Source organism: Modicisalibacter xianhensis, from assembly GCF_900113605.1.
Classification (GTDB): domain Bacteria; phylum Pseudomonadota; class Gammaproteobacteria; order Pseudomonadales; family Halomonadaceae; genus Modicisalibacter; species Modicisalibacter xianhensis.
On the sequence record NZ_FOPY01000014.1, the window covers coordinates 135,478 to 141,714 of the forward strand.

Annotated in this window: 8 protein-coding genes; 4 read left to right on the top strand and 4 right to left on the bottom strand. The window is 56.0% G+C overall.

The window, feature by feature from the left end; genetic code table 11:
• Positions 1–109: 109 nt before the first annotated feature.
• Positions 110–952: a hypothetical protein gene (locus BM194_RS16370; protein ID WP_143097611.1), complete on the top strand. Its 843-nt coding sequence runs from the start codon at positions 110–112 to the stop codon at positions 950–952.
• Between the two features lie 241 nt (positions 953–1,193).
• Here the strand turns inward: BM194_RS16370 and BM194_RS16375 are convergent, their stop codons facing one another.
• The 4 genes from BM194_RS16375 to BM194_RS16390 all read right to left on the bottom strand — a co-directional run bounded on the left by BM194_RS16375 (position 1,194) and on the right by BM194_RS16390 (position 2,843).
• Positions 1,194–1,472, bottom strand: a complete 279-nt coding sequence (locus tag BM194_RS16375; RefSeq protein ID WP_092848938.1) for a hypothetical protein — start codon at positions 1,470–1,472, stop codon at positions 1,194–1,196.
• A gap of 109 nt (positions 1,473–1,581) precedes the next feature.
• Positions 1,582–1,833, bottom strand: coding sequence for a hypothetical protein (locus tag BM194_RS20500; RefSeq protein WP_143097612.1), 252 nt, complete (start codon positions 1,831–1,833; stop codon positions 1,582–1,584).
• 75 nt (positions 1,834–1,908) lie between these two features.
• Entirely contained in the window at positions 1,909–2,427 is a 519-nt protein-coding gene (locus BM194_RS16385; RefSeq protein WP_092848942.1) for an RES family NAD+ phosphorylase, read from the bottom strand.
• The gene (locus BM194_RS16390; protein ID WP_092848944.1) at positions 2,424–2,843 is read right to left on the bottom strand and encodes a DUF2384 domain-containing protein; all 420 of its coding nucleotides are present in this window, start codon (positions 2,841–2,843) and stop codon (positions 2,424–2,426) included. Before BM194_RS16390 ends, BM194_RS16385 begins: the two co-directional genes overlap by 4 nt.
• Before the next feature lie 133 nt (positions 2,844–2,976).
• Here BM194_RS16390 and BM194_RS16395 point away from each other — a divergent pair, with 133 nt between their 5' ends.
• From BM194_RS16395 to BM194_RS16405, 3 genes are all read left to right on the top strand, one after another.
• On the top strand, positions 2,977–3,585 hold the full coding sequence (locus tag BM194_RS16395; protein WP_092848947.1) for a hypothetical protein: 609 nt from the start codon (positions 2,977–2,979) through the stop codon (positions 3,583–3,585).
• A 463-nt stretch (positions 3,586–4,048) separates the two neighbouring features.
• Positions 4,049–4,204 carry a hypothetical protein gene (locus BM194_RS20695; RefSeq protein WP_177223446.1) on the top strand — a complete coding sequence of 52 codons (156 nt, stop codon included), beginning with the start codon at positions 4,049–4,051 and terminating at the stop codon, positions 4,202–4,204.
• A gap of 855 nt (positions 4,205–5,059) precedes the next feature.
• Positions 5,060–6,237: copper resistance system multicopper oxidase (locus tag BM194_RS16405; RefSeq protein WP_143097613.1), on the top strand; the 1,178-nt coding region annotated here is incomplete at its 3' end.

A 6,237-nucleotide genomic window follows, 5' to 3' on the forward strand; every position in this document is an offset into this window, starting at 1 on the left:
AGCAGGTCTCAAGAGGAGATAGGGGCCTTGCTGACACTGCATAATGTGGTATCTCTGGTTCATCCCTCATGTTCCGCATGCGAAACAATCCATTCAGGAGAAAAAGTCGATGACCATCCCCGCCACTGTCCAGGACACTACTGACCGGGGATCGTCTCGTGAGGATCTGCGTGTGCTCCAGGTACGCCACCGTGACACGCCCAACAGCCCCTCCCCGGACGCGACCCTCCTGGTTCAGCGCAAAGAGCTTATCGTTGGCCAAACCACCCGGCTGACGCTCAAGGTCAAGCGGATCGACAGCCAGCGACCGCATGGCAGCAACCAATTCAGCTGGTCCGCGTGTTATTCGCCGGCCGGCTTCGGGAACAACGAGCGGGTCAAGCTGACCGACGAAGAATGTCGCAGTGGCGGGTTTGTACACATGCCGCTAAGGGGCCTCCTTGGGTATCGTATCGGCACCTACCTGATGACTGAAATCGTCTCATGGGCAAAGCAGTGGCCTACAGCAGAGGTCATGACGATCCAGCTTTCCTGGGAAGATGAAAAGCCCGGGGCTTGGGATGGGATGAATAAGCCGAGGCGCGATCGGTTCTATGAGCAATACGGAATTTCCTTCACCCTCAGTGAGACTGAATCTGCGATCACCGCACGTTCCGAATCCATGCTGGCTGGTGACCTTACGACTGAAGTGGCCGATCGAGCCTGGCGATTGAATATTCAAGAGGTGAATGCCAGCGAGTGGCTATTGGATCAGCAGCACCTGCTGGAAGAGCGAGATAGACAGCTCACCAAGATCACCCGGAAGGCGGCAAGCGCAGAATCGCGGCTGGACCGCATTGTAGCCCATCCATACCGCTATGCGCTGTCTCGACTACTCACCAACCCACTGGCGTGGGGCTTCCTTGGGGTGGTGGTTGTAGGCGCTTCCCTGGCCAAGGAAGTGATCAGCTGATCAAGCTCGTCTGGCTTCGGTAGCTGGAAATGAAAAAGCTCCCCGGAGGGGAGCTTGTTGAATGTGAGATCAATGTCTCTTGTTCTGACGAGAATGACAATCGCCAGAATTCAGCTAACTGCTGCTGCCGTTCTGATGGTGATGATGCTTGCTGCGCTCAATCTGAACGAACGTGAAGAAACACACGCCCGCCATGAAAACCGCAAAAGCTGCAACTATCCATCCAAAAGGACTCATAGTGTCAATCCTTCTCATCTGCACTGTTGCGCTCAATTCTTGCATGAAGCGCAATACCTGTTACCCAAATGATAGCACCCAGGAAAAACAAGGCAACTGATGCGCCTAAACTGATTTTCTCGCTAGGAGCGAAGAAACCCAGGACACCGGCACCCATGGCGCCAAGTCCGAGCTTACGTACATCGTCTGTCAGTGCTTGCAGGCTGTCCGGCCCCATCAGAGGCTGGCCATCCTGCATCCTTCGTCGCACGGCGGCGACCCATTGTTGAAACTTTACTTTCATGATCCTACTCCTCTCTCATTCCTGCTGAATTGCAGGTCTCAAGAGGAGATAGGGCGGGAGGTGACACTAACAGAAAGCCTCCCGCAGCTTGGCTGGGGGAGGCGTGGAATCAACGATCCGGCCGAACCACAAGGCCATATAGACCATGCCTGACGGGATAGGTCCGCCGTTGGCCATCAATGGATAGCCTTACTGAGGCAGCGTAGGGCCAGTCCCGCGAATGGAACCTTACCTGCGCTTTCCGTCGCTCGATCCCAAAGTCAGCTGGGTCGATTTCCGCAAAAGGCTGACCTTCCATCGCTCGCCAATAGCAGCGCAGATCAGCATCGCCACGGACGATCAGCACTTCATGATGTTGCATGTCTCTCTCCTCATTCCCGCTGTGACAGGTCTCGAGGAGAGGTAGGGGGCGGTGTGACGGAAACTAGGGCCGTGGCTATCGCCACGATGATTGGTCGACAGGCAGCCGGCCGTCAGGGTCGTAGGCGCTGAGCCTATCCTGGTCGCTCAGTGCATCGGTGTAGACGACGAGATTCACTCCCCCCGGGTTGGCTGCCGATGGGAACAGGATTCCGCTGGCGCCTGCTTCAAGGGCAATATCACCCAGCAGCCAGCTGGGCGGCTCGATCCGCTCGTTAAACCACAGCCTGCGCCAGTCGCAACTCATTTCTTGCCAGAGCGCGTCCCAGTCAGCCGAGTACCCTTGGCTGAAGTCGACCACGGTGGCCAACTCCACCGTGTAGCTCACAATCAGCCCGGGAGGCATCAGTGTCGAGAGCTGCCGGTACTCCTCGAGGGCGGTCAACTCTTCCAGAGCCAGGTACAGGGCGGACACCCCGATCCGATTAAGGCGCCCGCCATGCTGGGCGGCGCCAGCACCACTGGTTGGCGCGATCGCCCAGCGAGGGACATGGACACGATAAGCCGGTTGGTCAGCCAGGCTAGTAAGGATCATCCGGCCGCGCCCGCACTCAGCGATTGGACATAGCGCAATAGATCCTCGGCGCGGCCCTCACTGACCAGCTGCTCAGGCGTCTTGAAATCGAATACGCCAATCGGTTCGTTGCGAAACCAGAACGCGGCATCCTGGAAGCTGCCATTAACGTCAGCCGCAGCGCCCATGACTCGTACCGCATCCCGTAGGTAGGCCTGCAGCTTTTCGGCGCCTTGGGCACGGTTAACGGTAACACGGTGGACATGAGCCCGGGAGGCAAGCGTCTGCACATCCATACCCAGAGCCAGACAGAACATCCTGGGGCTGATGATCGGGCTCTTGGTTTGCCGTGCTCGTGCTTTCAAGTCAGCGAGGAACTGATCGAAGGTGTCGGGAGCGTCGTAATCGGACGGCTCTTTGATAGCCTCAGCATTCATGGCTAATCTCCCTGCAGATTTGCAGCGATATTGCTACATAATTGCATCATAGCTTCTGCGGCCTACCAACGTCCAACCTTTATCGGCCTTGTGCTAGAGTCGGAACGCAGCCCTCATCAAGTAGGTAGCCTGGATGCCAGTTACGTTCGCCCCTCCCTATGACAGCCCCATCGAAACGAGGTTTGTTGAGCTATACATCAACCACGCGGATGATGACGTAACCCTCACCCCGCAACACGCCACCCCAACCTTATGCGGCAATTTCATCTGCGATTTCTTGTTGGCCACACCGGATGGACGACGAGTAGGCATCGAGTGCGATGGTCGGGAATTCCACGACCCCTCAAGGGACGAATGGCGGGACGCGATGATACTGGGTGAGCGTCACCTCGATGCGATCTACCGAATCCGCGGCACAGACATTAACCATCGCATGGAAGACGTGCTGTACTTGCTCGCCAGCCTGGAACCTCAACTGTTTCACAACCGGGCGCTAGCCAATCTGGAAGTGATGGCCAGCGAGGAGGTGAAAAAGGCATCAGAGGATGTCGACCAGGATTTTTTCCATTATCGATACCGTAGCGGCATCGATGAGGGGCGTTTCTGCGTGGAGCGGCGATCGGTAGACGTTCCTCCCGGCCAAAGGCGCTTCTGGCAAGCTGCCTATCGATACGCCGATTCGATCGGAGGTGGGCAGTTGGATGAAGTCATTGCACGTTACAGGGGGGACGGCATCTTGTGATGCCGTCTGATTAGCTAAATAGTTTGGGAACCCATTTCACTTCCGCCTTGGCGCTACCTGGCTTGGCTGTTCCTTTGTTCGCCTTCCCTTGGCCTGGCTGTTGACCTTGGGCTGCTGGCGCTTCGCTGCTGGATGCCTTTCGGCCTTGGCGTCCTACCGAGGCCCCTCCACGCTTCTTCAGCCGGCGCTGGATCGGTGAGGTAGCTTCGGCATCATCCTGCCGCGCCACTGCCGCTTGGGGCTGCTCAGCGTTAGCTGACGCGGCATCAGCCATTACAGCGGAGTTTGCCTCAGGGTCAGCCTGCGTCCTGCTCTTAGTATGCTCACCGGCTTGAGGTGAGTCTTGCGGGTCTTCCCCCAACAGCCATGCGCCATCTTCGTTGGCCGGCTGCGCCACCTGGGGCGCATGCTCAGCTGGATCAGGCATGACTCCCCCCTGACCAGGGACATCAGCAGGATCTCTATGATCGTCGTCGACTTCTGGGCTCCAGTCATCCAGCTCGGCCGCTACATCACCCTGGGTACTTGCGCCAGCAGCTGGCGCCACCTGGCCACCCTCATCAGCAATGATCTGGGGATCGGGCTGATCTGTGATCGGTGCAATATCTCCACCGGCTGATTCGGGTTTGCTTATCGCATTCTGTGCAATATGCCCATTGGTCGGTTCTGTGGTCTCCTCGAGCAGCCAGGCCCACCCTGTATCGTCGGCAAGTTTCCGTGAAAAATGTAATCAGCAAAAGTGTTACATGGCCTAGAAGGCCACATCCCATAAGGCTAGAGTGGCTGGTAACTAATTTTATGTTACTAGCTAATACTATGAACAAGAAGGGAATTGACCTAAGAAATAAGGGGTCCGGGTTAAGTGGTTGAAAGGACTACCAAGCCCTTCCGATCACTTTTTCTCCCCCTAGAAGGCTAGAAGGTTGGTAAGCCAACGCCCAGGTACTTTGCGGGCTCAGGTAGATTCATGCTGTATGTCTTGGTGACCCTGCCCTAGGGCGATGATTATTTGGCCTTTGATGACTTCTTTTTGTGTTTGGTGGTATAGAGTATTCGGGCCCGTATTACCTAACATGAATAGCCCCCAGGCATCATGACTCTTGTCCTTGACCAAGAGGTAATCGAAACTGTGGGGTGTTGTTGATCGTTATGATAGCCCCAAAGTAAGCCAGCATTTCCTCTGTGCCAGCATCTTACGGCGCTGATGATTTCGTTCCTGATCTCTTTCTTCCCCTAGGGATTTTGACGGTTCAAGAAACCAGAAAATTCTCGCACCACGGCGATTGGCGCAGTCCCAGATGTGGAGGAAACGCTCCTTGTATTCTCAGATACTAATGCCTCGTTGAGCTAGGTGTTTAAAAAATTACAAAAAGCATCTCTCAAGTGCAGCTTGTTTGTTCAGCTTAATTTCAGCTTGCTGCGTTAGACTGGCTGCCATTTCGTGCTTCTGTTCACTCATTACAGGAACCGTGCCATGGCATCTTCACCGACAGTACAGACGCTATCGCGGCGTCAACTGCTAAAGGTCGCTTCCGCGCTAGGTTTGTCTACCGCTGCACTGGGTCTGCGCCCCACCTGGGCCAGTTCCGCAGGCCTCAGTAACCTCTATCCCCAAGGGGTAGAGCAGGGCAACGAAATCTCCCTTACGGTGCGGCGTGAGTCGTTGCCTATCGCTGGCAAAATGGGAAAACCAATTACGCTCAATGGCACCAGCCCGGGGCCCTTGATACGCCTGCGCGAAGGACAGGATGCCGTATTGAAGGTAACCAATCTGCTGGATGAGGAAACATCGGTGCACTGGCACGGGCTCATCCTGCCACCGGAAATGGATGGAGTGCCTGGCGTCAGCTTCGCTGGTATTGCTCCGGGTGAAACGTTCACGGCACGTTTTCCTGTGATTCAGAACGGCACCTACTGGTACCACAGCCACTCCGGTCTACAGGAGCAGCTTGGCCACGCGGGTCCGCTTATTATCGATGCTGCAGAACCTGAGGCGTTCACATATGACCGTGAACATGTGTTGCTTCTTACCGACTGGACTTTTGAAGACCCACAGGATGTCTTCCGTCACTTGAAAGTGGCGGAAGGCTACTACAACTACCAGGAGCGAACACTAGCTGATTTCTTCGCCGATGTGGCGGAGAACGGATTTGCCGACACTGTTAAGCAGCGCTCGATGTGGGAGCAGATGCGCATGAGCTCCCGCGATATCGCCGATGTGACGGGGAGTACTTACACCTACCTGTTGAACGGCCATACGTCAAAAGATAACTGGACGGCGCTGTTCAAGCCGGGAGAAAAAGTACGGCTGCGTGTCATAAACGGTTCAGCAATGTCTTACTTCGACGTACGCATCCCTGGTTTGAAAATGACCGTGGTGTCCGCCGACGGTCAGCCAGTACAACCGGTACCCGTCGACGAGTTTCGCATTGCCGTGGCCGAAACCTTCGACGTACTCGTCGAGCCTGAGGCTGGCCGTGCGTACACCATATTTGCCGAGTCTATGGACCGCAGCGGTTACGCTAGCGGCACTTTGGCTCCTCGGCTAGGCATGGTGGCGCCGATTCCGGAGCGCCGTAAGATCGCAGATCGCGGCATGGAAGCGATGGCGGCACATGGTGACATGGACCACTCCAACATGCAGGGCATGGA

Coding starts and splice junctions, on each gene's coding strand:
- BM194_RS16370 (WP_143097611.1), top strand. CDS start 110: ATGACCATCCCCGCCACTGTCCAGGACACTACTGACCGGGGATCGTCT.
- BM194_RS16375 (WP_092848938.1), bottom strand. CDS start 1,472: ATGAAAGTAAAGTTTCAACAATGGGTCGCCGCCGTGCGACGAAGGATG.
- BM194_RS20500 (WP_143097612.1), bottom strand. CDS start 1,833: ATGCAACATCATGAAGTGCTGATCGTCCGTGGCGATGCTGATCTGCGC.
- BM194_RS16390 (WP_092848944.1), bottom strand. CDS start 2,843: ATGAATGCTGAGGCTATCAAAGAGCCGTCCGATTACGACGCTCCCGAC.
- BM194_RS16385 (WP_092848942.1), bottom strand. CDS start 2,427: ATGATCCTTACTAGCCTGGCTGACCAACCGGCTTATCGTGTCCATGTC.
- BM194_RS16395 (WP_092848947.1), top strand. CDS start 2,977: ATGCCAGTTACGTTCGCCCCTCCCTATGACAGCCCCATCGAAACGAGG.
- BM194_RS20695 (WP_177223446.1), top strand. CDS start 4,049: ATGATCGTCGTCGACTTCTGGGCTCCAGTCATCCAGCTCGGCCGCTAC.